We start from the raw sequence: 24,217 nt of genomic DNA, 5'->3' as shown, positions 1-24,217 counted from the left end.
GCGGCGAGTGCCCGGTCTGTCCCGAAGGCAGCTGCTGGGCGCGGCGCTGGCGGGCGCGGCCGGGCCGCGCGCCTGGAGCGCGGAGCTCGAACTCCACAAGCGTTTCATCGACGAGCGGCCGGCCACGCCGCAGGTGCATGCGTCCACGCTCGTGGAACTGCCAGACGGCAGCCTGATGGCCGCCTGGTTCGGCGGCACCGCGGAGCGCGCGCCCGATGTGCGCATCTGGTGCTCGCGCTTGCGGGCCGGTGCCTGGAGCGCGCCTCGCGCGATCGCGGACGGCGTGCAGCCGGACGGCAGTCCGTTGCCCACCTGGAACCCGGTCCTGTTCCAGGCCAGCGCCGCGCGCGGCGGCACGCTGCTGCTCTTCTACAAGGTCGGCCCCGATCCACGGCAGTGGTGGGGCGAACTCATCACCTCGGACGATGGCGGCGACCACTGGTCCTCGCCGCGCCGGCTGCCTGACGGCGTGCTGGGTCCGATCCGCAGCAAGCCGCTGATGCTCGCGGACGGCACGCTGCTGTGCCCGTCCAGCACCGAAGACGAAGCGGGCCGCTGGCGCCTGCACATGGAGCGCAGCCGGGACCTGGGCCGGAGTTGGCTGCCCAACGTGCCGGTGGCCGATCCGAAGGGCTACGGGCTGATCCAGCCCAGCCTCGTCGTTCGGCCCGATGGCAGTGTGCTGGCCTTCGCGCGCAGCCGGGCGAACCGCATCGCCGTCACGCGCTCGCGCGATGGCGGGCGCAGCTGGTCGGCCGCTGCGCTGACCTCGCTGCCCAATCCCAATGCCGGCATCGAGGCCCTGGGCCTGGCCGATGGCCGCATCCTGATGGTCTTCAATCCGCGCGAGCAGGGAAACGACTGGTGGGTCGGCCGGGACCGGCTGGACCTGGCGCTGTCCAGCGACGGCGGCCATGCATGGCGCACCGTCGCGACGCTGGAGGACGAGCCCGGCCAGGAGTTCTCCTATCCCGCCGCCATCCAGACACGCGATGGTCTCGTGCATCTCACCTACACCTACCAACGGAGCCACATCCGGCATGTGCAACTGGACCCGCGCCGCCTGGGCTGACGCCGTCAGGCGCGCGCTTTCCCTTTCACCGGCGGCGCCGAAGCGCCGCGGGGGGCGCGGCATGCACGTGATGCCGTGGCTGTGTTTCGCGGCCGTGCTGCCGGCATCGATGGCAACGGCCGCCGAGCCGGCGCTGTCAGCGCCGACATCGCCGACGGTGCCGCCCTATCTCGACGTCCGTCTGGGCGACGCCGAGCGCGCCGCCGATCTGGTGAGCCGGCTCAGCCTGGCCGAGAAGATCGCCCAGTTGCAGGACGGCGCGCCCGCCATCGAGCGTCTGGGCGTGCCGGCCTATGGCTGGTGGAGCGAAGGCCTGCATGGCTTGGCGCGCAACGGCCGGGCCACGGTCTTCCCGCAGGCCATCGGTCTGGCCGCGAGCTGGGACGCGCCGCTGCTGCACGCGGTGGGCGGCGTGATCGCCGCGCAGGCGCGGGCCAAGTCCGCGCCGCCGCCGCCGGGCGTGTCGCGCGACTCCGCCCGCTACGGCGGCCTGACGATCTGGTCGCCCAACATCAACCTGTTCCGCGATCCGCGCTGGGGCCGCGGGCAGGAGACCTATGGCGAGGATCCGGTCCTCACCGCGCGCCTGGGCGTGGCCTTCGTGCAAGGGCTGCAAGGCCCCGACGAGCGCCGCCCGCTGGTCATCGCCACGCCCAAGCATTTCGCCGTGCACAGCGGGCCGGAGAAGGAGCGCCACGCGTTCAACGTCAACCCGTCGGCCCACGATCTGGAGGACAGCTATCTGCCGGCCTTCCGGGCCGCGGTGACGCAGGCGCACGCCGGCTCGGTCATGTGCGCCTACAACGCGCTGGACGGCACGCCCGCCTGCGCGAACACGGCGCTGCTGCAGGAGCGGCTGCGCCGCGACTGGGGCTTCCAGGGCTTCGTCGTGACTGACTGCGACGCGGTCGAGGACATGACGCTCTTCCACAAGACCACGCCCGATGACGCGGAGGCCTCGGCGCGCGCGCTGCAGGCGGGCACCGACCTGAACTGCGGCCGCAGCTTCGCCGCGCTGGGCCGCGCGGTGGAGAACGGCCGCGTCAGCGAAGCCGACCTGGATCGCGCGCTGCGGCGTCTCTTCGAGGCCCGTCTGCGGCTGGGCCTGTTCTCGCCCGCGAGCGCCGCGCCGTCCATCGACTGGGCCGCGGGTCGCGCGCTGGCGCTGCGCGCCGCGCGCGAGTCCATGGTCCTGTTGAAGAACAACGGCGTGCTGCCGCTGTCGCCGCGCGGCCGCGTGGCCGTCGTTGGTCCGACCGCCGAGCTGCTCGAGGACCTGCACGCCAACTACCACGGCGTGGCGGCCGATCCGATCACGCCGCTGGCTGGTCTGCGCCAGGCGCTCGGGCCCTCGCGCGTGGTCGCCGCCCAGGGCTCCGCGCTGGCCGAGGGCGTGCCGGTAGCCGTGCCGCAGGCGGCGCTGCGCACGCCGCAGGGAAGGCCCGGCCTGCGCCGCGAGGTCTTCGCCAACGCGACCCTCGCCGGCCACCCTGTCGCAGCCAGCGACGATGCGACCTTGAACCTCGACTTCAACCGGGCGCCGCCCGCGGCGGGCTTGCCACCGCGCGGGTACTCGGTGCGCTGGTCGGGGCAGTTCCTGCCGCCGGCACCCGGAGAGTACCGGCTGGGCCTGCGCGTGGAGCGCTGCTTCGATTGCGACGGCTATGACCGCGTTCGCCTCTACCTCGACGGCAAGCTGCTGCAGGACGGCGACGGCGATCAGGCCGCCGTCAGCGTCAAGGTCACGGACCGGCGCCCCCGGACGCTGCGCGTGGAGTGGCTGCATACGGGTGAGGATCAGGGGCTGTCGCTGCGCTGGCAGGCGCCGGCCGATGCGCAACTGGCGCAGGCGGTGGCGGCCGCGCGCCAAGCCGATGCCATCGTGGCCTTCGTCGGCTTGTCGCCCGATCTGGAAGGCGAGCAGCTGCAGCTGGAGGTACCCGGCTTCGATGGCGGGGACCGCAGTTCGCTGGACCTGCCGGCGGCGCAGGAGCGCCTGCTCCAGGCGGTGCAGGCGACCGGCAAGCCGCTGGTCGTGGTGCTGCAGTCGGGCAGCGCGGTGGCGCTGCGCTGGGCCTCCGAGCACGCGGACGCGGTGCTGGCCGCCTGGTATCCGGGCGAGGCCGGCGGGCAGGCGATCGCGGAGACGCTGCTGGGGATCAACAACCCGGCGGGGCGGCTGCCGGTGACCTTCTACCGCTCGGCGCAGGACCTGCCGCCCTTCGCCGACTACGGCATGCAGGGCCGCACCTATCGCTACTTCAAGGGCTCGCCGCTGTGGGCCTTCGGGCATGGGCTGAGTTACACCCGGTTCGCCTACCAGGCGCCGCGCGTGTCGAGCGCGGTGCTGAACGCGGGTGAGGCGCTCACGGTCGAGGTCGAGGTGGCCAACGCCGGCGATCGCCATGGCGACGAAGTGGCGCAGGTCTACCTCGAGCCCGAGACGCCGCTGGCCGTGGCGCCGGCGCACGCGCTGGTGGCCTTCCAGCGCGTGCCGCTGAAGGCCGGCGAGCGCCGAACGCTGCGCTTCGAGCTCGATGCCCGCGCGCTCAGCCAGGTCGACGCGTCAGGCGTGCGCGCGGTGCTGCCGGGCCGCTACCGCCTCGCGGTGGGCGGCGGCCAGCCCGGCCATGCCGAGGTGCTGCGCGCCAGCTTCGAGATCCAGGGCCGGCAGGAGCTGCCGCGATGAAGGGAGTCAGCATGATCGATTCGCCGGCGCGGCGCGCGCTGCTCGGGCTCGGCCTGGCCGGTGGACTGAGCGGTCTGGGCATGGCCCGCGCGCTGGCGGCCGATCGCCCCCCTGGTTCGGATGCGCGCTTCGCCAGCTCGCGGCCTCCGCCCGCTCAGCGCCGCTTCAGCAGCCCTGCTGTCGACGCCGCCATCGCGGACCTGCAGCGCCGCATCGGCGATCCGGAGCTGGCCTGGATGTTCGGCAACTGCCTGCCCAACACGCTGGACACCACGGTGACCGAGGGCACCGTCGACGGCAAGCCCGACACCTTCGTCATCACCGGCGACATCGACGCGATGTGGTTGCGCGACTCGTCGGCCCAGGTCTGGCCCTACCTGCCCTTCGCGCGTGAGGACGATGCGCTGCGGCGTCTGATCCGCGGCGTCATCCATCGCCACGCGCGCTGCCTGTTGATCGATCCCTACGCCAATGCCTTCCTCGAGGATCCTCAGGCCCGCACGCAGCTCAAGTGGGCCATCGGCGACCTGACCGAGATGCGGCCCGGCGTGTCCGAACGCAAGTGGGAGCTGGACTCGCTGTGCTGGCCCATCCGCCTGGCCCACGGCTACTGGCGCGCCACCGGCGACACCGCGCCCTTCGACGCGCAATGGGCCGAGGCGATGCGCGCGGTGCTGCGCACGATGCGCGAGCAGCAGCGCAAGACCGGTCCCGGTCCCTACCGCTTCCAGCGCAAGGCCGAGGCCGCCACCGAGACGCTGGTCCTCGATGGCTATGGCCATCCGGGCCGGCCGGTGGGGCTGATCCATTCGATGTTCCGGCCGTCGGACGACGCCTGCGTCTTCCCGTTCCTGGTGCCGGCCAACCTGTTCGCCGTCGTGTCGCTGCGTCAGCTCGCGGCGATGGCGGACGCGGTGCTGCACGACGCCGCGCTGGCCAGCGAGGCCAAGGCCCTGGCCGATGAGGTCGCGGCCGCGCTGCGCCGCCACGCGCGGCTGCGCACGCCGGCGGGCGAGGTCTGGGCCTATGAGGTCGACGGCTTCGGCAACCAGTTCTTCATGGACGACGCCAACGCGCCCAGCCTGCTGAGCCTGCCCTACCTGGGCGTCTGCGCGGTCGACGACGCGCTCTACCGCCGCACGCGCGCGCGGGCCTGGAGCCCGGACAACCCGTACTTCTTCCGCGGCCGCGTGGCCGAGGGCACCGGCGGGCCGCACGAGGGCCTGCGCATGATCTGGCCGATGTCCCTCACCATGAAGGCACTGACCGCGCCCGCCACGGCCGCGGGCGACGCGGAGATCCGCCAGTGCCTGCGCTGGCTCCAGGCCAGCCATGCGGGCACCGGCTTCATGCACGAGGCCTTCGACCAGGACGACGCCGCGCATTTCACCCGCCCCTGGTTTGCCTGGGCCAACGGCCTGTTCGGCGAACTGATCCTGAACCTGGCGCGGCATCGGCCCGCGCTGCTGCAATCGAGCTGATCCATGACCTCACGCCGCGACCTGCTCAAGATGGCGCTCGCCACCGGCCTGCCGCTGACCGGCTGCGCCGGCCCCGCGCGCCAGGCCCTGTCCCCGGGCGTTCCCGCGGACGAGCGCCTCACCCGCCACGTCGACGTGTTCATCGGCACCGGCGATCACGGCCACACCACGCCGGCCGCCACGCGGCCCTTCGGCATGGTGCAGCTGGGGCCCGACACCTACAACGCGGACTGGGACGCCTGCTCGGGCTACCACGACAAGGACCGCTCGATCATGGGCTTCTCCCACACGCACCTCAGCGGCACCGGCATCGGTGACCTGCTGGACGTGCTGGTGATGCCCTGCGTCGGCGAGGTGCGGCGGCAACCCGGACCGCCCGGCAATCCGGAGCTGGGCTGGCGCGCGCCGTTCACGCATCAGGATCAGTCTGCCGAGCCCGGCTACTACCGCGTCGCGCTGCGCGATCGCGATGTCACTGTCGAGCTCACCGCCACCGAGCGCGTCGGTCTGCATCGCTACCGCTTCGGCCCGCACACGCGCAGCCATCTGATGGTGGACCTGCGTCATGGCATGCAGGACAAGCCGGGCGTGCCCACGCGCGTGCCCTGGGCCGAGCTGGAGGTGGTCGGCGACGACACGCTGCTCGGCGGCCGAGCGGTCGACCAGTGGGCGCAGGGCCGGCAGGTCTACTTCGCGATGCAGTTCTCGCGGCCCTTCGAGCGCTTCGAGGTGTTCAACGGCAACGGCGCGGACGGCGCGTCGACGCGGATTTCACGCGGCACGCAGCTGCTGGCGGCGCTGCACTGGCGCTCGGAAGCGGGCGAGCCGCTGCTGGTCAAGTGCGGCATCTCCTACGTCAGCGCGGAGGGCGCGCTGCGCAATCTGCGCGAGGAACTGCCCGGCTGGGACTTCGAGCAGGTGCGCGCGTCGGCCAGCGCGGCCTGGGAACGCGAGCTCGCCGCGCTGCGGCTGCGGACCTTCGACGAGCGGCATCAGCGCATGCTCTACACCGCGCTGTATCACAGCCTGCTCGCACCGACCCTGTTCAGCGACGTGGACGGCCAGTACCGCGGCATGGACCTGCGCGTGCATCAGCTCGCGCCGGGCGAGCGCAACTACACGCAGTACTCGCTGTGGGACACCTACCGCAGCCTGCATCCGCTGCTGACGATGCTCACGCCGGCGCGCGTGCCGGACCTGGTCAACAGCCTCATCCGCATGGCGGAGCAGAGCGATCAAGGCGTGCCGGTGTGGCCGCTGCACGGCCGCGAGACCGGCTGCATGATCGGCTACCACTCGGCGGTGGTGCTGGCCGAGGCCCAGGCCAAGGGCTTCGCCGGCATCGACTTCCAGCGCGCCTGGCCGCTGTGGCGCCAGCGTGCGATGGACGACGCGTACCGCGGTCTGCCCGATTACCGCCGGCTGGGTTTCATCCCGTCCGACCGCGAGGAGGAGGCGGCCAGCAAGACCCTCGAGTACGCCTACGACGACTGGGCGCTGGCCCGCCTCGCGCGCGGCGTGGGGGCCGAGGCGGACGCGGCGCTGCTGCGCGAGCGTTCGCTGAACTATCGCCATGTCTTCGATCCGGCGCTGCGCTTCGTGCGGCCGCGCCTGGCCGACGGCCGCTGGGCTGAGCCCTTCGATCCGCGGGCGCTGGGCCATTCGGATCGCTGGCGCGACTTCACCGAGTCCAATGCCTGGCAGGCCACCTTCCTCAACCAGCACGACGTGGCCGGCTACATGGCGCTCTTCGGCGGCGAGGCTGCCTTCGTCGCCCAGCTCGATGCGCTGTTCACCACGAGCTCGGAACAACTGCCCGGCGCGCCGCCCGACATCTCGGGGCTGATCGGCCAGTACGCCCATGGCAACGAACCCAGCCACCACATCGCGTATCTCTATGCCTACGCAGGCCAGCCCTGGAAGACGCAGGCGCGCGTGCGGCAGATCATGGACACGCTCTACAGCGACCGGCCCGACGGCCTGTCCGGCAACGAGGACTGCGGGCAGATGTCGGCCTGGCTGGTGCTCAGCGCGCTGGGGCTGTACCCGGTGGATCCGGTCAGCGCGCGTTATGTCTTCGGCAGCCCGTTGGTGGAGCGCGCCGAACTGGCCCTGCCGGGTGGCAGGACGCTGGAGATCGAGGCGCGCGGCAACGGCCTCGACCGGATCTACGTGCAGTCGGTGACCTGGCGGGGGCAGCCGCACACGCGCAGCTGGATCGACCACGCCAGCCTGATGCAGGGCGGCCGGCTGGTGTTCACGATGGGGGCCGAGCCCGATCCCGGCTTCGGCGCGGCGCTGGCGTCGCGGCCGCCAGCGGCCGTCTGAGCCTCACTGCTTCACGTACATCGAGGCGTAGCGCGCCCCGAAGTAGAGGATGAACGCATAGCAGGCGGCCGGCAGCAGGAAGGACAGCTGCACGCCCAGGTGGTCGGCCAGCGCGCCCTGCGCGAAGGGCACGATGGCGCCGCCGACGATGGCCATGCACAGGATGCCGGAGCCCTGGCCGGTGTGCCGGCCCAGGCCGTGGATGGCCATGCTGAAGACGGTGGGGAACATGATGGAGTTGCACAGGCCCACGGCCAGGATGGCCCACATCGCGACGCTGCCGTGGCCGAAGGTGGCGGTCAGCACCAGCGCGATCGCCACCAGCGCATTGAAGGCCAGCGTCCGGCCCGGGCTCACCGAGCGCATCACGACGAAGCCGATGAAGCGTCCGACCATTGCGCCGGCCCAGTACAGGCTGACGTAGCTCGCGGCGTCGGCATGCGCCAGGCCGGCGATGTTGCCTTCGCCCAGGAAGTTGATGAGGAAGCTGCCGATGCTCACTTCCGCGCCCACGTACAGGAAGATGCCGATCGCCCCAAGCACCAGATGGCGGTGCGCCCAGGCCGAGCCGTGGCCTTCGCCGTCCAGGGCGAGGTCCTCGCCGTCCTCGATGCGCGGCAGCCTGGCCTTCAGGAAGAACAGCGCCAGCAGCGCGAGCGCGGCGGCCAGCGCGAGATAGGGGCCGCGCACGGTGGACGCCGCGCCGGCGGCGGCGCCGGAGATGGACAGGATCAGCAGGCCGCCGGCGGCGGGACCGATGGTGGTGCCCAGCGAGTTGAAGGCCTGGGTGAGGTTGAGGCGGCTCGAGGCCGTGCGGGCCGGACCGAGCACGGTCACGTACGGATTGGCGGCGACCTGCAGGACCGTGATGCCCGAGGCCAGCACGAAGAAGGCCAGCAGGAACAGGCCGTAGCCGCCGAAGGAGGCCGGGTAGAACAGCGCGCAGCCCACGGCCGCGATCAGCAGACCCGCCACCGCGCCCCGCTGGTAACCCAGGCGCCGGATCAGCGCGCCCGCGGGCAGCGAGACGATGAAGTAGGCGCCGAAGAAGCAGAACTGCACCATCATCGCCTGCACGTAGCTCAGCGTGTAGATGGCCTTGAGGTGGGGGATGAGGATGTCGTTCAGCGAGGTGATCAGCCCCCACATGAAGAACAGCACCGTGACGATGACCAGCGCGCCGCTGTGGCCGCTGTCACTGGTGGCGGGTCCGGCGGCCGCGCCCGATGCGGCCGCGGCGGGGCGGGGGGATACGTGTTCCATGTTGTCTCCGTCTCGTGATGGGATCGCCGTGACGCCTTCGCTGCGTCGCTGCGTCGAAGCGTCAGGGGGTCAAGGCCTTGCGGTGTCACGCCGCGAGGCCGGCCCGCAGTGGCTCGGGGGACGCGGGAGGCAGGGCGCTAGTCGTCGCAGCTGCTTTCACGCACGACCAGGTCGACCGGCAGGACGAGTTCCTCGATGGGGTCCTCGGGCTTGAGCCGCAGCAGCAGGTCGACGCCGGCGGCGCCGAGCGCCTCCTTGTCCACCCGCAGCGTGCTGAGCGGCGGCACGCTGGTGGCGGCGCCGCTGATGTCGTCGAAGCCGACGATGGCGATGTCCTGCGGCACCTTGATGCCCTGGCCGCGGCAATGGGCCATCGCCACGAGGGCCGTGCTGTCGTTGTAGCAAAGCACGGCGTCGGGCGGCCTGGGCAGGCTGAGCAGGCGCTGCATCGCCTCGACGACGCCGCTGTCGCCGTCGCCCAGTTGAGGAACGATGACCTCGAGGTCGGGATCGGCCAGCGTCCTGGACTCGAAGAGCGCACGACGGAAGCCGCGGTTGCGCTGCTCGATGCTGAAGTGCGCCAGCGACCCGGACAGCATCGCGATCCGCCGGCGGCCGCTGCGCAGCAGATGCCGGGTGGCGAGGTAGCCGCCCATCGCGTTGTCCGGATTGACCGAGGTGAAGCCCCGTTGCTGCATGTCGATCAGCACCATGGGCTTGCCGGTCTGCTTCAGCGCGGCGAGCACTTCCGGTTCGAAGAAGCCGGCGCACAGCAGGGCGTCGGGCTGATGCAGCCGGATCTGCTCCATCACCGGCGCGGCGGGACCGACCACGTTGAAGGACAGGGCGATGCCCTCGCGCCGGCAGGCTTCCTCGGCGCCATGCAGGACCGGCGAGAAGAAGGGGCTGGAGGCCAGCGTGTTGTGCTGGCTGTGCAGCAGGAAGGCGATGCGCCGGATGCGCACCTTGCGCAGCTGGGAGAAGTCGTAGCCCATCCGCTGGGCCGCGTCCTGGACCTTGAGACGGGTGGCATCGGTCATGCCCGCCTGGTTCTTGAGCGCGCGCGAAATGGTGCCGGACGACAGACCGGTCGCCTGCGCGATGTCTCGGATCGTGACTTGGCTCATGGACGCGTGAACATTTACTAAACACCTCGTGAAGAACGGTCTCTAAGACGAGCTTGCCCGCCAGTCGTTCTGTCATCGGGGTTTCGTTATAGATCGGCCCTGCCGCGAGGGTCAATCGGAACGGTTGTCCAGCGCTGTCTTTATCTGGATTTACTAAACAAGACAGGCGCGTCTAAACGGAACCGGGGATGGGCCTTGCCTCAATCATCGGAACGCGCGTCGGGCGCGACCCCGGGTCAGAATGACGCTCGCGTCCGAATGGTCGGACGCGATTGGCCGGAACGCCCCGCCACTGCGACCAACAACATGGACGCCACCCGCGAACCCCACTTCACTGGCACCGGCCCGGGTAGCCAAACCCACGACGGCTGCTCCGTCGAGCTCTACCGCCGCGCCAGATATGCCGGCGAGATCGATCACCTGCGCTCGCACTTCCTCGCGGGTGCTTCCGTTCTCGATCTCGGTTGCGGCACCGGCTTGCTCGCCCATCGACTCCTGGACTTCGGCTGCACCGTGACCGGGGTCGACAACTCCGCGGAGATGCTGGCCCACGTCTCCGACCGCGTGCGCCGCATCCACGCCGACATCGAGCGGCTCGATCTCGGCGAGCGCTTCGATGTCGTGCTCCTGCCCAGCGGCCTCATCAATCACGCCGATGCCACCGTCCGGCGCGCCTTCATCGCCGCCGCCGCCCGCCATGTCGCGCCGCACGGCCAATTAATCCTTCAATGCCAGGACGCCCACTGGCTGCGCACCGCCGCCCTCGGACCGCTGAGCCGATCGAGCGAGCTGTCGATCGACGTCACCGCATTGGCGCGCGCCACCGTCGATGGCATCGAACAAGTCCGCATGACGCTGCGCTATGTCATGGGCGATGACGCGTGGACGCACGCCTTCGCGTTGGTGCCGCTCGACGAAGCGGAGATCGCGGCGTTGCTGCGCGATCACGGGTTCGATGCACCAGTGGCCCTCGACGACGCGCGTCGCTGGTTCGCCGCGAAACCGCGGCGCTGACCGGGCGTTCCCCGGCCTCCCGCGATTCACCGCAACAGCCGTTCGATGGACGGCGATTCCGCTTGAAATGTTCAGCGAGTCGACCTCTGAGCCGGGCGTGGTGCGATGGCTGATTGCGAGCCGGCGGCCTCAGCCGCGGCGGTCCGAGCCGGAGCTCGATGCATGCGCCAGCTCGTGTCGCTCATCCCGCGTCGCGTCGCTCGCCGCGACGCAAGGCGCCGTCGGCGAGGCGGTCGCGATAGTCCTCGATCGCCATCGAGCCGCAGCGGTCCTGGCCGTCCTCGGTCCAGCGCAGCACCGCGCGGTGCTCGCTCTGCTCGATCGTGCAGGGGCCGCGAGGCACCTGCACCGCGTCCTCGACGGTGGCCTGCAGGGTCATCGGGCGCTCGACGAAACCCTCGCAGGGCGCGGACAGCTCCGGCCCGCCGGCCGATGCGGTCGGGGCCGCATCGCCGCCCGGCGGCATTTCGCTGCCTGGCTTCAGCGTCCAGTCCTTCGCGTCGCGCAGGGTCGTGTGCGGCTCGGCGATCTTGGTCGCCCCGCCGACAGCGATGGGATCGCTCGCCGGGAAGGTGTCCTCGATGGCGCTGTCCAGCAGCTCCTGGTAGGTCGGCAGCTTCTCGCTGGGGTGCTTGGCTTCACCGGCGAGGCGCTGGGCTTCCTTCTTCAACTGATCGTCTTGCGGCATGGCGTGCGGGGGAGAGTCGTTGCGGGGAGCGGCGCGTCCTCGGGACGCGCTGCCGGGCGGCTGGCGCTCGCCGCCCCTGGCCCTGCGGCAAGCGGGATTCCCATGCGTAGGCAAGTGGAAGCGCCGCCGCGCGCACCCTCACTTCGCCGCGTCGACGATGCCGCTGACGATCGACGGATAGACCACCGCGCCGGTGTTGCGGTCGAACAGCCCCATGCTGTGGTTGTCGTTCGGATAACCCGCGTCCCAGTAGACCGGCACCGCGCCACGCGTCCACGCCGCGCGCGCCACGTAGCGGTCCCACGCCGTGCGGTAGGCCTCGGCGCCGGCGTACTCGGTGCGGCGGATCGCGCCGAACTCACCCAGGATCACCGGGATGCCCTGGTCGACGAAGCGCGTCTTCATCTTCTGGAACTGGCCGTCGATGTAGGCCTCGTTCGCCCAGGTCTCCGTGTTGGCCGCGCTGGTCGCGCCCGCGCCCCATTGCCAGATGCTGCTGTTCTGGTTCAACGTGAAGTTGTAGGGATCGTAGAAGTGCACTTCCATCATCAGCCGGCGGCCCACCGAGTCACTGGGCATCGTCGCGAAATTCACCGTGTGGTCGATGTTGGTGTTGAAGCCCTGCACGATCAGGTGGCGCGCCAGGTTGTTGCCGCCGGTCGCACGCACCGCGTTCACGAAGGTCTGGTTGAAGCTGTTCTGCACCGTGTAGTACTCGACCGTCGGCGTGCCGTAGTCGCCATCGACCATCACCTCGTTGGTGCCCGCGAACAGCAGCGTGTCGTCGTAGCCCTTGAAGTTGTTGGCGATCTGCGTCCAGAACTTGGTGATGCGCGCATTGACCGCCGACTGCTGGGCATAGGTCGGCTGCATCCAGCCGCCATCCCAGTGGATGTTGATCATCGTGTACAGGCCGGCATTGCGCGCGTAGTTGACGACCTGCGTCACGCGCGCCATCCAGGTCGCGCTGATGTTGTCGTTGGCATCGGCGTACTGCTTCCAGGACACCGGGATCCGCACCGTCTTGAAGCCGGCCGCCTTCACCGCGTTGAACATCGACTGCGTCACCGCCGGATTGCCCCACGCGGTCTCGCCGCCAATGGCCTCCAGCGAGTTGCCCAGGTTCCAGCCCGCGCCCATCAGCTTGGACAGCTGCAGGCTGGTCAGGTCCCGCATGCCGGGCACGGTGAGCACGAAGTTCTGCGTCGACTTGGCGCCGCAGCTGTTGGTGTACGTCGCCACCGCGGTGCAACTGGCCTTCGCGGTCAGGCCCAGCTCGCGCGTGTTGGCCGATGCGCCGCAGCCGGTCCAGGACCACGACCCGCCGCTGGTCGGCTGCGGTCCGAGCGTCAGCGTACCGCCGGCGGCCACCGTCGCCGACGAGGTGTTGCTCCAGGCGCCGCTGCCGACCCTGACGTAGGGCTTGATCGCCGTCGGCGAGCAGCTCTGCGCGCCGGCTTCCAGTCCGCTCGTCAAGCCGGTCGCCGCCATCAGCAGCGCGGCCAGGGTTCTTGCCTTCATCGTCGTTGTCTCCGTGTGTTTTGCTTGAGGCATGCGCGCGGTCGCGCGCATGGTCCGGTGAGGACTCTGGAAAGCTCAATGGACAGCAGAAGGACAGCGGGCGCCGGCACCGGCCGGCGCGCCTTCAGACGGCGCCGCGTTGGGCCTCGAGGCGGGCGCGGATCTCGGCCATGCCGCGCTCGGTCAGCTCGAAGCGCGACACCGAGATCAGCGCCAGCAGCAGGCCCAGCACCGGGATGGCCGACAGCAGGATGCGGATCATGAAGATCGCGTGGTCGCTCTGCACCGGCAGCTTCGAATCGAAGCCGGTGAACTGCAGGATCCAGCCCGACGCGCCCACGCCCAGCGCGATGCCGACCTTGGAAATCCACGACTGGCAGGCCGCGAACGAGCCCTCGCGGCGCTGGCCGGTCTGCAGCTCGTCGTAGTCGATGACGTCGGCCACCGTCGAGCCGTAGAGCGTCCAGAAGCCCGCGCCGGTGAAGGCGACGAAACCGCAGGCCAGCAGCTGCAGCGCGGGGCGCTCGGGGTCGTAGAGCCACCAGTCGCCGATGAAGGCGCAGATCGCCAGCGACAGCACCAGCGCCAGCGCCGCGCGCTTGCCGTGGCGCCGCGCGATGTAGTTGAAGAACGGGATGCCGAGGAAGCCGAACACCATGCCCGCCACGCCCATCGCGGTGTTCCACTTGGTCGCCAGCGCGATGTCGCCCTTGCAGACGTAGTAGACGGTGGCGTAATAGCCCAGCGCCGACACCATCGCCGTGCCGATGCCGTAGGCCAGCATCATGCCCAGGATGTGCCGGAACGGCCGGCAGCGCAGCGTGCGCCACAGCGTGTCGGCGAAGGGGATGTGCGTCTGCGAATGCGCCACCAGCTTCTCGTAGTAGCGCTCGCGTACCGTCATGAACATCACGATGGACACCGCCACCATCACCGCGCCCAGCAGCGCGCAGTAGGTCTGCGCGCCGCGCAGGATGTCGGGCTTGCCGTCGGCGTCGTGGAACCAGGCCAGCGTCGTGAACTGCGCGGCGAAGAACATCGCCAGCTCGGGCGCCTTCTGGATCGCGTTCTTGATCGACATCACGTTGGTGCGCTCGTGATAGTCGGGCGTCATCTCCGAGCCCAGGCTCAGCCAGGGCATGTTGAAGCAGCTCATCACCGGCACGTAGATGGCGGTGGAGATGACCATGAACATGAAGTACTGCATGTCCGTCCAGCCGCGGCCGACGGCGAACATCAGCGGCAGGCCGATGCCCGCCAGCACGCCGCCCACCAGGATGAAGGGCCGGCGCCGGCCGTAGCGGGTGCGGGTGTTGTCGGAGATCCAGCCGAAGATCGCATCCGACGCGGCGTCGATGAAGATCTTGATCATCTGCGCCGTGGAGATCAGGCCCGGCGCGACGCCCAGGAACACGTTGAAGACGTGGAAGGCGAGCGACGCATAGAGCCAGTGGCCCCACAGGTCGATCATCGAGCCGAGCCCGTAGCCGACCTTCTGCGGCATTGGCACGCGGTCGGCGGGACGGATCACGTGCGGCGCCGGCGCGGTGCCGGAGTCGGAGGAGGTCAGGCTGGTGGCGCTCATGGCGGGCCTCAGAGGATGCGGCGTTCCTGGACGATGCGGGCGTAATACCGCGCCGAGAGCTTGGGCGTGCGGACCTGCGTGCCGTAGTCGCAATGCACGATGCCGAAGCGCCGCTGGTAGCCGTCCTCCCATTCGAAGTTGTCGATGAAGGACCAGAGGAAATAACCGTTCACCGGCACGCCGTCGCCGATCGCGCGATGCAGCTCGCGCAGGTGGCCGCGCACGAAGTCGCGCCGGTGCAGGTCGTGGCATTCGCCGTCGGTCACCGGCTCGTCGTCGTAGCCGCAGCCGTTCTCGGTGATGTAGATCGAGCGGTGGCCGTAGAGCTGCACCGCCATCCGCGGCGCCCAGTACATCGACTGCGGCACCAGGTGCAGCCAGGGCGGATCGGCGCGCGGATAGTTCTTCGGCAGCGCGAGCTGCTCGTAACCCTGTTCGTTGTCGGCCGCGCGCACGTAGTGGCCGGTGTAGATGTTCAGGCCCAGGAAGTCGGTGGGCTGGCTGATCAGGTCGAAGTCGCCGGGCAGCACCTTGGGCGCGGCGGCGCCGACGCGCTTCAGGTAGGACTCGGGATAGTGGCCGGCGTGGATCGCGCCCAGGATGTGGGCATTGCGGTCGCGGAACCAGGCCGTCGCGGCGGCGATGTCCTCGGGACTTTCGCTGACCGGCACGCTGACGTCGCAGTTGTCGGTCAGGCCGACCTGGGCACCCGGGCCGCCATGCTGGCGCACCGCGCGCACCGCGTGGCCATGGGCCACGATCGCGTGGTGGTAAGTCTGGTTGACGACCGCCTCGGGCTCGCGGCGGCCCGGCGCCTTGGTGCCGAAGCCGTAGGCCAGCATCGTGAAGCAGCGGATCTCGTTGAGCGTGATCCAGTGCTTCACATCATCGGCGAAGGCCGTCACGACGACCTCGGCATAACGCGCGAAGGCGTCGACGGTCTCGCGCGAGGTCCAGCCGCCGCGCTCCTCCAGCGCCATCGGCAGGTCCCAGTGGAACAGCGTGACCCAGGGCGTGATGCCGTGCTTGCGCATGCTCGCGAAGAGGCGGCGGTAGAAGGCGATGCCTTCCTCGTTCACCGCGCCGGTGCCGTCGGGAATGATGCGCGGCCAGGCGATGGACATGCGGTAGTCCTTCAGGCCCAGCGAGGCCATCAGCGCGAAGTCATCGTCGAAGCGGTGGTAGTGGTCGACGGCCACGTCCAGCGTGTCGCCGCCATGGACGGCGCCGGGCTGGCGGCTGAAGCGGTCCCAGTTGGACTCGCCCTTGCCGCCTTCGAAGGCGGCGCCCTCGATCTGCGGCGCGGACGCGGAGACGCCGAACACGAAGCTGGCCGGGAAGGGCGAGGCGTAACCGAAGGCCGGCAGCGGCGTCAGCGGGAACAGCGGCGAGGGAGCGGTGGTGGAACTCAAGGGACTGCTCATGGGTCAGGGTGGATCGGGGCCGGCGCGGACAGGGCCGGCTCAGCGGGAGGCTTCAAGGAGACGCAGCAGCGTCGGATTCATCGCTTCCGCCCAGAGGCGGTAGCCGCGTTCGGAGGGGTGCAGCCAATCGGGCATCACCTCGGCCGACAGCGTGCCGTCGGGATTCGTCAGTGACGCGCCGATGTCGAGGAAGTGGACGACCTCGCCGTCGGCGAAGCCGCGGATCAGCGCATTGATCTCGTTGTTGAGGCGGCGGCCGCGGCCGTCGGGCTTGGGATCGCGCGGGAAGATCGCCAGCAGCAGGATCTTGCTGGCGGGCTGGCGCATGCGGATCTCGTCGATCAGGCGGCGGATGCCGGCGGCCGTGGCCGTCGGCTCGTCCTGCCGGTCGCCGGTGTTGTTGGTGCCGATCATCAGCACGGTGACCTTGGGCGCGATGCCGTCGATCTCGCCATGCTGCAGGCGCCACAGCACGTTCTCGGTGTGGTCGCCGCCGAAGCCCAGGTCCAGCGCGTCGTAGCGCGCGTAGTGCTCGTCCCAGACCGCCTTGCCGGCATCCTCCCAGCCCTGAGTGATGGAGTCGCCGATGAACACCACCGACGGGTTCTTGCCCGCCTCGCGCATCGCGCGGATCGCGGCCAGCTTCTGCTCGTGGCGCGGCATCCACCAGTCCAGCGACCAGGACTGCAGCAGCGGCGAGGGCGTGACCGACTCGGTGCGGTAGTTCGGGCAGACCGCGTTGGGCTGGCCGCGTCGCAGCACGCGCACGTTGGCGATCGACAGCTCGCCGCGGCCGCCGGTCTCGACCGAGAACGGCAGCGTGACGCGGCTGAAGTCGTCGCCGTCGCGATGGAAGCACGACAGCGCGAAGGACAGCCGCTGCCACCCCTGGCCTTCGAGCGCGCGGCCCGGCAGCAGGAAATTGACCTTGCGCTCGCAGCCGTCGCCGCAGGCCAGCTTGAACGAGAGCCCACCCTGGCTCAGGTCCTTGACGTTGATGTCGAACTCCAGCGTGCCGTGCGCGAGGTAAGGCCGCAGGTCGACGGGCGTGTCGCCGGTCACGCGCAGGCTCGCATACCAGGTGTCCTGCCAGCTCATCGTGACCGCGTCGCGCGCGCCGTCCTTGCCGCTGCGCCGGGCCGAGATCCGGGTGTTCGGGGACTCGGGCTTGGGCGCCGGGGGCGAGTCGGCGCGATCGCCGGTCAGCGGCGCGCTGCGCTCGAAGTCGCCGATCGTCAGCTGGTAGCCCTTCATCGGCTGGCCGACGAAGACGCGCAGTTCGTCGGCGGGCGCGGGCGGCGCGTCGGCGGCCTGCGCGCCGGTGGTCGCGCAGGTGAGGGCGGCGGACGCGGACAGGAGGATCGGGCTCAACTTCATGGTGTCGGGGGGCGGGAGGGGCGAAACGATCGAGGACATCGGGGTCATCGCACCGGCCGGAGCCGGGCGTCGAGGCGGCGCGTTGCGCCGGGTTCGAGCTGCAGCGTCGTGCGGTGCGTGCCGGCGCGCACGGTCACGCGCCGCGTGCCGGTGAAGCCATCCGCCGAGGCCGCCGGCGCGCGCAGCGTGACCGCGCTGAGCCGGCCCTTGGACCAGGCGAGGTCGACCTCGACGCCACCGCGCGCGCGCAGTCCGCTGACGCTGCCCTCCGGCCAGGCCGCGGGCAGCGCGGGCAGCAGCTGGAGCTCGCCGGCATGCGACTGCAGCAGCATCTCGATGACCGCGGCGGTGTAGCCGAAGTTGCCGTCGATCTGGAACGGCGGATGCGCGTCGAGCAGGTTGGGATAGGTGCCGCCGGCGTTGTTGGACTCGGTGCCCGGACCGGCCTGCTGCGCGGCGCGCGCGCCCGGCGTGGCCAGCAGGCCGCGCAGCATGCGGTAGGCGTGATCGCCATCGCCCAGGCGCGCCCAGAAGGCCATCTTCCAGGCCATCGACCAGCCGGTGCCCGCGTCGCCGCGCGCCTGCAGCGTGCGACGCGCCGCGGCGGCCAGCGCGGGCGTGCGCGCCGGCGAGATCTGCCGTCCCGGGAACAGCGCGAACAGGTGAGACACATGGCGGTGGGTGTCGCCCGGCGTGTCGAGCACGGGATCGCGCTTCTCGTCCAGCCACTCGAGCAACTGGCCCCAGCTGCCGACCTTCGGCCCGGCGAGGCGGTCGCGCAGCGCGGCGACGTGATCGCGCCAGGCGCGCTCGGTGCCGAGCGCATCGGCGGCGGCCACGGCGTTGTTGAACAGGTCCCACAGGATCTGCTGGTCGTAGCTGACGCCGTCCTCGACCGGGCCATGCTCCGGCGACCAGCCCATCGGCGCGACCAGCCGGCCGTCGGGCAGCGGCTTGAGCTGGTCTTCCCAGAACGCGACGACTTCCTTCATCAGCGGCAGCGTGACCTCGCGCAACTGGCGCTGGTCGCCGCCGAAGGCGTAATGCTCCCAGAAGTGCTGCAGGTACCAGGCGTTGCCGGTCTTGTTCCAGAGGTAGCCCATGCCGCCGAACGGGTTGGACTCGGTGCGCACGGTCCAGCCGCGCACCGGGCGGCCCTGCGCGGTCAGGAAGCGTTCCTCGGGCGGCCGGGCTTCGCCGGCGAAGGCGCCGATGGGAATCGGCTCGCTGGAAGCGGCGGCGCTTGCCGCCCCGCTGGCGCTCGCCGCGTCACGGGCCTGCGCGAGCGCGGCGGCCTCGGCCACCGCGCGCCGGTACATCGGGATCTGGCTCTGGACGAAGGCGAGGAAGGGCCGCGCCATCTCCGCCAGGTTGGCCGTCTCCGCCGGCCAGTAGTTCATCTGGACATTGATGTTGGTGTGGTAGTCCGAGCTCCACGGCGGCGTGAGGCTGTCGTTCCACAGGCCCTGCAGGTTGGCCGGCAGCGAGTCCCGCGAGCTGGCGATCAGCAGGTAGCGACCGTACTGCGCGTGCAGCGCCTCCAGCTCCGGGTCGCCGCCTTCGGCGGTGTAGCGTCGCAGGCGCTCGCCGGTCGGCAGCGCGCGACGCTCGTCGTCGCTGCGGCCGAGGTCGAGCGCGACCCGCGCGAAGAAGCGCTGGTGGTCGGCCACATGGCGCGCGCGCAGCGTCGCCCAGGGCTGCGCGGACGCGGCCGTCACCTGTGCGGCGACGCGCGGCAGCGGATCGATGCCGCTGTCGAAGGCCTTGGTCGCGTCGGGCAGGTAGCTGGTGCCGGCGCCGAGCACGATGGTCAGGGCGTCGCAGCCCTGGAAGACCAGCCGGCCGCCCTCGACGCGCAGCAGGCCGCCCTCGGCGATGACGCGCGCCTGCGCCGCGTAGCGCATGCCGTTGGGGAGCGCACCGGTGGACGTCAGGCGCGCGCCGTCCTCGGTGCCGGCGCCGTGCGCGAGCACGCGCGCGCCGTGGCGATCGGTCAAGGCGAGGCTGCCGCTGTACTGACCGCCGCGATCGGCGCTCAGGCGCAGCACGATGGCCTGCGCCGGATGACTGGCGAGCACCTCGCGCGTGAAGCGCGTGCCGCCGTGGGTGTAGCTGACGCGGTGCAGCGCGTCGCCGATGTCGAGCTCGCGCCGGTAGCCGCTGGCCGCCGCGGGCTCGGCGTCGTGACCGGGCAGCGTCAGCACCAGGTCGCCGAAGGGCTGGTAGGCGCCCATGGTGCGGCTGTCGCCGACCCACAAGGTGTTCTCGTTGAACTGGATCCGGTCGCGCGCCAGCCCGCCGAACAACATCGCGCCGAGTCGACCGTTGCCGATGGGCAGCGCTTGGCGCTCCCAGCCTTCCGGCGTGTCCGGCGCGGGCGCGCGCTCGAACAGGCGAAGCTCCGAGGCCATCGCCTCGGCGGGGGCGAGCGCGCCCAGGAGCATCACGCCCGCGGCGCCGCCTGCCGCGCCACCCAGCGCGCCGCCTGCCGCGCCACCCAGCGCGCCGGCCAGCACACCACCCAAAGGCGCCGCGATCGCGGCGAGGGTCGTCGCCGCGATCACCAGCAGCCGGGCGAGCGGGCCCGTGGCCGGCGCGATCCGATGGGCGGCGCTCGGGCCGTGCATGTTCATGCGCCCGTCCTCGGCTTGCCGACGACGATGCCGCGTCCATGCGGCGCGAGGAAGACGGTGCCGTGCTCCAGCGGATCGGCGGCCATCGACAGCAGGCGGCCGTAGCGGTGCAGGTCGTCACCGATGCGGATGAAGCTCCGGCCTTCGTCGTCGCTGCGGAACAGCCCCTCGACCGGCGAGGCGCCGCCGACCGACACGCGGCCCCACACATAGATCGCGTGGTAGGGGGCGCCCGCGGCCGCCTTGCCCAGCGCCATCATCCAGGCCTCGGCGACCGGCTTGACCGGCTGCAAGGGCTGGTCCGCCGCGGGCAGGTGGAAGAGGCCGTTGGGCAGCGCGAACCACAGGTCGCGCCCACGGCCCGGCGCGCACAGCATCTGCGCGTATTGCCAGTCGCCGAGTTGAGGCAGGCCGTTGACGGCGGGCTGGAAACGCTGGCCGCCATCGACGCTCATCAGCACGCGCCCCTGCGCGCGGTCGAGCAGGTAGAAGACGCCTTCCACCGCGCGGTCCGCGACCGGCGCGAGCAGCGGGCTGCGCTCCGCGGGCCAGCCCTCGCAGAGCGACCAGCTGCGGCCCTTGTCCTTGGACCACATCGCCGGCTGGCGCTCCGGCGCCCACACCAGGAAACCGCCCTTGGCGCTGACGGCCACCAGACCGGTCGGCGCGCGATGGCCTTGCGCGTTCTTCGCGTCGCGCGGCGACGGGCCGAAGGCGCGCCAGTTCACGCCGCCATCGACGGAGATGTAGCCGCCGGTCGGCGCATGGTCGGAGGTGCGCGCCAGCACGCGCGGCTCCAGCTCGGCCGCGTCGACGGAGCGGTTGGTCTCGTTGCTCGGCGCGAACAGGCCGGTCGACGGGTTCTTCGCCAGGTCGTCCCAGGCCGCGCCGGACACGTCGCCCATCGCCGCCAGCAGCGTCGCGCCGCCGGACGGGCTCTTGATCTCCAGCGTCGCGGTCTCCTCGAGGTTCTCGACCTCGAAGCGCCACGCCACCGTGCCGGCCGGCGAGCGAGTCGCCGCGGCCAGCGAGTCGGTCATCCACACGCCGTAGCCGGTGCCGTAGACCGCGCGGCCGCCGTCCTGCGGATCGAGCTTCACATCGGCGATCCAGTGGCCCATCGGATCGGGCCGGCGCGTCGCGCGCTTGTAGTTGGCGAGCCAGGGGCGGGACTCGATGTCGTGCTTGGAGCGGGCGCCGATCGCGGTCCAACTCCTGCCGCCGTCCTCGCTGAGGAAGAGGTCGTCGCCGTCGCCCCAGCGCTCGATCGTCGACACGATCAGGCGACCGGGCCGCTGGCGGTCGACGTCCAGCCCGGAGTAGCCGAAGCCCTTCAGCCCTTCGCCGGGCTTGACGGGCGTGATCTCGGTCCAGACAGCCTTGCCGCCGCGCGGCTCGCGTTTCCACACGGCGCCGCGCGACGCGTAGCTCGGATTGACGGGCTGCGGCGCGTCGCTGCCGGCGAAGCTCACGTAGAGCACGCCATCGGGCCCGATGGCCGCGCGCTGCGGCGCCATCGCGGGCGTGCCGGGCTCGCGGGCGAAGCTGCGGCCGCCGTCTTCGGAGACATACAGCCCCGCCTGATCGTGGCTGCCGACGTAGAGCCGCGAGGCCGCCTTGCCCGCCGCGCCGCTTGCCGGGTCGATCAGCACCAGCGAGACATGCTTCGCCGGGAAGGCCAGCGGCTGGAAGCTGCGGCCGCGGTCGGTGCTCTTGAGCAGGCCGTCCTGCGAGCTGCCGAGGTAGAGCACCTCGCCCACCCAGGGGTCGACCTGCAGCCGCTCGCCGCTGCCGCGGCCGGGCGAGTTGCCGCCGATCTTCAGTTTCAGTTCGTGCTGGGTCCAGGTGCGGCCGCGGTCGCTGGACGCGAGCAGCGCGCCATCGCGCACGTCCTTGCCGAGGTAAAGCCCGCAGGCGAGGTAGACGCGGTCGGCATCGTTGGGATCGACCGCGACGCTCAGCACGCCCATCAGGTCGGCGTCGGCCTTGTCGAGGTGGTCCAGCAGCGGCCACCAGCGCCGCGCCTTGGGATCGAAGCGGTAGGCGCCGCCGATGTCGGTGCGGCAGTACAGCAGGCCGGCCTCGCGCGGATGGAAGACGAAGCCGTCGACGAAGCCGCCGCCGCCAAAAGGCACGCTGCGCCAGTCGTAGGGGACGGCGCCGGTGCCGCCGGCGACGGTCGCGGCGAGCGCGCCCGACAGCGCGGGCACGGCGGGCAGGGCCCCGCTGACAGCGGCCAGGCCGGCGGTGCGGGCGATGAAGCGGCGGCGTTGCATGCGCGGTTCCTCGAGGATCAGTAGCGACCGAGCTTGACGCGCAGCACCGTGGGCGTCGCCGGCAGGTTGAGGCCCCAGTCGACCTGGTCGCCGTTCCAGTTGCGCGAGGTGGTCCAGCGGCCGTCCGGGCCGAAGCGGCCTTCCTGCGCGTGGATCAGCATCGTGCCCAGCCCCTTGAACGACGCATCGCCCTCGAAGCGCACGCGGGCGCGCTGGCCGGTCACGATGAATTCGTCGTCGCCGATCTGCGCGATGGCGACGCCGCCGGACGGCTTCGCGGCCGAGGGCGGGACCTCGTCCTTCAGCTGCGGCCAGCTGCGCTCGCCGAATTGCCATTCGCCGAAGCTGACCTTGGCGGTCCAGCCCTTGAGCGCGACGGTCTGCGGCTGGCGGTCGTCGCCTTCGGCCACGCCGTGCGTGCGGCCTTCCAGCGACCATTGCGCCCACTGCGAGGCCATCGGCGCGAAGCTGCCGTAGACGGCGGCGATCGGCGCGGTCATGCGGCGGTCGGTGTAGGGCGAGCCCAGCGGGTAGTTGCTGTAGTCGGCGTAGTCGACGCCGAAGGGCGCGACGCCGATCGCGCCACGGCCCAGGATCGCGTAGTGGTAGCGGGCGTAGGTCTCGGCGTTGCCGATCTCCGGCACCCACAGCGCGTTGTCGCGCCGCTGGAACTGGCCCAGGATGGCCTCGACCTTGGCCGACTCCGGCATGTAGATGTCGGGGCCGACGATGTCGATCTTCGGCGCGGCGGCCTTGTAGATGCCGATCACGTCGTGGGTCGGGCCGCCGCTGGCGAAGTCCGACTTCCACGGCGCCATCGGTGCCAGCGGGTCGCGCAGCGCGTTGTTGACGAACATCGGCAGGTCGTAGACCTGGCGGCCGGCCGCGGCGATCTCGCCGATGTAGCGCGCGATCGCCCAGCTGTGGAAGTACTGCTCGGCGTAGTCGCCATAGACGGCGGACCAGGCGCCCTTTGCCTTGTCAGCCTTGCCGGCCTTGCCGTGGAGCGCGGGGTCGGGCTTCTGCAGCCGCAGCACCTCGGCCGGCACCTCGGCGGCGAAGGCGCGATTCGCGGCGGCGCCGTGGTCGCGCGCCAGGCCGTAGGTGCCGACCTCGTTCTGCACCTGCACCATGATCACGGTGCGCTGCGCTTCGTCCACCTGCTTCAGGTGGGTCATCAGCGCGACGAAGGCGCGCTTGTCCGCCGCCAGCGTTTCGGCACCGAAGGGTGACAGGCAGTAGCTCGGCTTGCCCTGCGCATCGAGCATGCGCGGGAAGCGGGTGTTGTTCAGCTTGACCCAGGCCGGCGCGTACTGCGGGCTGGTGTTCTTCCAGGTCGCGAACCACAGCAGCGCGACCCGCACGCCGCGTTCGCGCGCCTGCGCGAGCAGGGCGTCCACGAAGGAAAAATCGAAACGGCCCTCGACGGGCTCGACCTGCTCCCAGGCCACCGGCACGACGACGGTGTTGGCCTTGGCATCGGCCACCGCCGGCCACACCTGCTGGAGCGCCTCGACCGAGTTGCTCGAGTTGTGCACCTGCGCGCCCAGCACCAGGAAGGGCTTGCCGTCCACCAGCAGCGCATGACGGCCCTCGCGCTCGACCAGCCGCGGCAGCTCCGCGGCGGCGGCGGCGCCGGCGAGGGCGGCGGTCAGGGCCGCGAGCGTCGCCAGCACGGCGGCGCGGACACGGTGGGCGGGGCGGGAGCGGGGCGTCATCCGGGACAGTCCTTTCCTTGA

15 protein-coding genes are annotated in these 24,217 nt (G+C 71.1%); 5 read left to right on the top strand and 10 right to left on the bottom strand.

What is annotated here, in order from left to right; all coding sequences use genetic code 11:
- The first annotated feature begins 7 nt into the window (after positions 1-7).
- The 4 genes from BM393_RS14930 to BM393_RS14915 all read left to right on the top strand — a co-directional run bounded on the left by BM393_RS14930 (position 8) and on the right by BM393_RS14915 (position 7,570).
- Positions 8-1,072, top strand: a complete 1,065-nt coding sequence (locus BM393_RS14930) for an exo-alpha-sialidase (protein ID WP_217648450.1) — start codon at positions 8-10, stop codon at positions 1,070-1,072.
- A 61-nt stretch (positions 1,073-1,133) separates the two neighbouring features.
- A complete protein-coding gene (locus BM393_RS14925; RefSeq protein WP_217648449.1) occupies positions 1,134-3,761 on the top strand; it encodes a glycoside hydrolase family 3 C-terminal domain-containing protein in 2,628 nt (875 codons plus the stop codon).
- A complete protein-coding gene (locus BM393_RS14920) occupies positions 3,758-5,242 on the top strand; it encodes a glycoside hydrolase family 125 protein (RefSeq protein ID WP_217648448.1) in 1,485 nt (494 codons plus the stop codon). The genes BM393_RS14925 and BM393_RS14920 overlap by 4 nt, the downstream gene beginning before the upstream one ends.
- 3 nt (positions 5,243-5,245) lie before the next feature.
- On the top strand, positions 5,246-7,570 hold the full coding sequence (locus BM393_RS14915) for a GH92 family glycosyl hydrolase (protein WP_091727642.1): 2,325 nt from the start codon (positions 5,246-5,248) through the stop codon (positions 7,568-7,570).
- A gap of 3 nt (positions 7,571-7,573) precedes the next feature.
- Here the strand turns inward: BM393_RS14915 and BM393_RS14910 are convergent, their stop codons facing one another.
- Both BM393_RS14910 and BM393_RS14905 read right to left on the bottom strand, forming a co-directional pair.
- Complete coding sequence (locus tag BM393_RS14910) at positions 7,574-8,833, bottom strand: sugar MFS transporter (protein WP_091727639.1); 1,260 nt, start codon at positions 8,831-8,833, stop codon at positions 7,574-7,576.
- Between the two features lie 137 nt (positions 8,834-8,970).
- Positions 8,971-9,960 carry a LacI family DNA-binding transcriptional regulator gene (locus BM393_RS14905; RefSeq protein ID WP_091727636.1) on the bottom strand — a complete coding sequence of 330 codons (990 nt, stop codon included), beginning with the start codon at positions 9,958-9,960 and terminating at the stop codon, positions 8,971-8,973.
- A 306-nt stretch (positions 9,961-10,266) separates the two neighbouring features.
- On the opposite strand from BM393_RS14905, the gene BM393_RS14900 reads away from it, so the two are divergent.
- The gene (locus BM393_RS14900; protein ID WP_175538351.1) at positions 10,267-10,974 is read left to right on the top strand and encodes a bifunctional 2-polyprenyl-6-hydroxyphenol methylase/3-demethylubiquinol 3-O-methyltransferase UbiG; all 708 of its coding nucleotides are present in this window, start codon (positions 10,267-10,269) and stop codon (positions 10,972-10,974) included.
- A 181-nt stretch (positions 10,975-11,155) separates the two neighbouring features.
- On the opposite strand, the gene BM393_RS14895 is transcribed toward BM393_RS14900, so the two are convergent.
- From BM393_RS14895 to BM393_RS14860, 8 genes are all read right to left on the bottom strand, one after another.
- Positions 11,156-11,662 (bottom strand): hypothetical protein, encoded by a 507-nt coding sequence (locus tag BM393_RS14895; RefSeq protein ID WP_091727630.1) that lies wholly within the window; start codon positions 11,660-11,662, stop codon positions 11,156-11,158.
- Positions 11,663-11,800: 138 nt separating this feature from the next.
- Entirely contained in the window at positions 11,801-13,183 is a 1,383-nt protein-coding gene (locus tag BM393_RS14890) for a glycoside hydrolase family 5 protein (protein ID WP_254783464.1), read from the bottom strand.
- A 124-nt stretch (positions 13,184-13,307) separates the two neighbouring features.
- Entirely contained in the window at positions 13,308-14,768 is a 1,461-nt protein-coding gene (locus tag BM393_RS14885; protein WP_091727621.1) for an MFS transporter, read from the bottom strand.
- 8 nt (positions 14,769-14,776) lie between these two features.
- Positions 14,777-16,192 (bottom strand): GH1 family beta-glucosidase, encoded by a 1,416-nt coding sequence (locus BM393_RS14880; RefSeq protein WP_091727618.1) that lies wholly within the window; start codon positions 16,190-16,192, stop codon positions 14,777-14,779.
- Positions 16,193-16,231: 39 nt separating this feature from the next.
- A complete protein-coding gene (locus BM393_RS14875; RefSeq protein ID WP_091727613.1) occupies positions 16,232-17,569 on the bottom strand; it encodes a GDSL-type esterase/lipase family protein in 1,338 nt (445 codons plus the stop codon).
- A gap of 44 nt (positions 17,570-17,613) precedes the next feature.
- Entirely contained in the window at positions 17,614-20,202 is a 2,589-nt protein-coding gene (locus tag BM393_RS14870; RefSeq protein ID WP_254783463.1) for a glycoside hydrolase family 95 protein, read from the bottom strand.
- Complete coding sequence (locus BM393_RS14865; protein ID WP_091727610.1) at positions 20,199-22,478, bottom strand: hypothetical protein; 2,280 nt, start codon at positions 22,476-22,478, stop codon at positions 20,199-20,201. The genes BM393_RS14870 and BM393_RS14865 overlap by 4 nt, the downstream gene beginning before the upstream one ends.
- Before the next feature lie 17 nt (positions 22,479-22,495).
- A complete protein-coding gene (locus tag BM393_RS14860) occupies positions 22,496-24,196 on the bottom strand; it encodes a DUF5597 domain-containing protein (protein ID WP_091727605.1) in 1,701 nt (566 codons plus the stop codon).
- Positions 24,197-24,217 lie beyond the last annotated feature (21 nt).

It is taken from the genome of Mitsuaria sp. PDC51, from assembly GCF_900113225.1.
Classification (GTDB): domain Bacteria; phylum Pseudomonadota; class Gammaproteobacteria; order Burkholderiales; family Burkholderiaceae_C; genus Roseateles.
The sequence above is the reverse complement of the archived record's forward strand: the minus strand, read 5'-3'. Positions and strand labels throughout refer to the sequence as shown.